The organism is Ruminococcus sp. 5_1_39BFAA, assembly GCF_964240875.1.
GTDB lineage: Bacteria > Bacillota > Clostridia > Lachnospirales > Lachnospiraceae > Blautia_A.
This window is the reverse complement of sequence record NZ_CAXSVO010000083.1, coordinates 1-1,737: the sequence shown is the minus strand read 5'-3', so window position 1 is coordinate 1,737 and position 1,737 is coordinate 1. Positions and strand designations below refer to the sequence as shown.

The 1,737-nt window shown below is 44.1% G+C and carries 2 protein-coding genes and 1 pseudogene; all 3 read right to left on the bottom strand.

All coding sequences use genetic code 11. The features are described from left to right. A pseudogene (locus ACESZH_RS23840) lies at positions 1-686 on the bottom strand (IS66-like element ISRgn2 family transposase); the annotation flags it as partial. Positions 687-837: 151 nt separating this feature from the next. Next, entirely contained in the window at positions 838-1,182 is a 345-nt protein-coding gene (gene tnpB / locus ACESZH_RS23835; protein ID WP_009247339.1) for an IS66 family insertion sequence element accessory protein TnpB, read from the bottom strand. Next, on the bottom strand, positions 1,176-1,589 hold the full coding sequence (locus ACESZH_RS23830) for a transposase (RefSeq protein ID WP_373219576.1): 414 nt from the start codon (positions 1,587-1,589) through the stop codon (positions 1,176-1,178). The genes tnpB and ACESZH_RS23830 overlap by 7 nt, the downstream gene beginning before the upstream one ends. Positions 1,590-1,737: the final 148 nt, after the last annotated feature.

Below are 1,737 nucleotides of genomic sequence, written 5' to 3'. Positions count from 1 at the left end.
AGCTGCTTCCATTCCGATTCCTGCCGGTTTAATGGCAGACCATTCTGGTACTTCTGGTGCATTGCCCATCCTACAACAGATTCCGATGCATAACTTTCTGGGATCAATGGTTCCTGAACAGGCGCTTTGACAAATGTCTGATCATCCGGGTGTTCCTCTGATATGGCACATTCCGGGCATTTATAGGTTTCACGATAGATATTTACTACTTTCCCTTTGGCAGGGGTAAACCGGAATTCATGGCGGACGAATTCTTTCCCAATACATTCCATCTGCGTTCCGCAGGTTGGACAGTTTCGCTCCTCCTCCGGAAGAGAAATGATCTCGTCGCAGGAAGGAACATTTTTAAAGAGATCCGCATGTGTCCGTCGTGCTTTTCTCTTATGTTCCGGAACAGTGATGTCATCAGGAAGTTCCTGTTTCCATGTCGGATCTGCTTCCTGCTCGGCTTCATCAAAAAGATTCAGCTGACCATCGATATCTTTCCGTTTTTCACTGGAAGTACCAAAAAGCTTCTTCGTGAGATATTCAATCTGCTGACGAAGATTTTCTTTTTCCAGACGGTCTGCTTCCAATGTTTTTTGTAAAGACTGGATCAGTTCTGTCTGTACGGAAATCGTTGTATTCAGTTGGTTGATCATGTCCTTGTACGCAAGGATTTTTGAATCTTTTGAATTACCAGCCATATGTCTTCTGCTCCTTTTTTACTGCTCTTATTATACCATAAAAAGCAATGAAAAAGAAGCAGAAAACCCAGTATTTACAAGGGATTGCAGACATGATACAGGGTGTGGAAAGCTCTCCGTTTTTGTTGGCTGGCATAGAGGTTTTACACGATCATTGCGTAGGTTTGAATGCTTTTGGTTGTTCGATTTCAAGACCGGACATGAGCCAGTCGAATTGCTGCCAGGTCAGTTGCTTTACTTCCAACTGATTTCTGGGCCAGCGGAATCTGCCCTGGACTTCCATACGTTTATACAGCAGCACAAATCCGTCAGATTCCCAGAGCAAAGCTTTGATCCTGTCACAACGTTTTCCACAGAAAAGATACAGGGCGCTTCGCCTTGGATCCATATGGAGTTGATCCTCTACAATAGCACACAGCCCGTCAATGGATTTCCGCATATCCGTTCTGCCTGTTACGATATAGATTTCATCGGCGGCTGTGATATCCCCTAACATTCCAACTCCTTCACAATGCGAAGCGTTTGAGCCAGAAGCTGAGGATCTGTTCCATTTGGTATTGTTAGATGAAAACTTCCTACAGACAGCTTCATTGGCTCTGCTACGGAAAGGTTATTTCTTTCCGTAGATACCGGAATCACATTTAATGGCTGTTCATATGGGAGCGGGTCAGTATCATGAAAATCCACTCTGACAACTTCCTGGCTTTCCGGTGCACGATAGCTGCGTCCGGTTGACGCTGGCAAATCCACACAACCTTTCTGACGCAGCCTTTTTACCCAGTTGTAAAAAGTTCCCGGTTTGATGTCGTGTTCCACACACCATTGATGATCTGTCAATCCACTTTGACGGCATTCCATGATGAGACGGTATTGTTTTTCGGCAGGTATTCTTTTGCTTCTCATGAGCACACCTCCATAAATCGGATAGAGTAAAATGCTCGCATCTATCATTTCTAGCAAGAGAAGATGAAGTGAAATGCTTGCATTTTCTAATGATTATTATGGAATGATTTTTAGGGCAACACAATCCGTCGAATTATTTTGCGCTTAC

Excerpts from the sequence above, each read along its gene's own strand:
- tnpB (WP_009247339.1), bottom strand. The coding sequence starts at position 1,182 with ATGTTAGGGGATATCACAGCCGCCGATGAAATCTATATCGTAACAGGC.
- ACESZH_RS23830 (WP_373219576.1), bottom strand. The coding sequence starts at position 1,589 with ATGAGAAGCAAAAGAATACCTGCCGAAAAACAATACCGTCTCATCATG.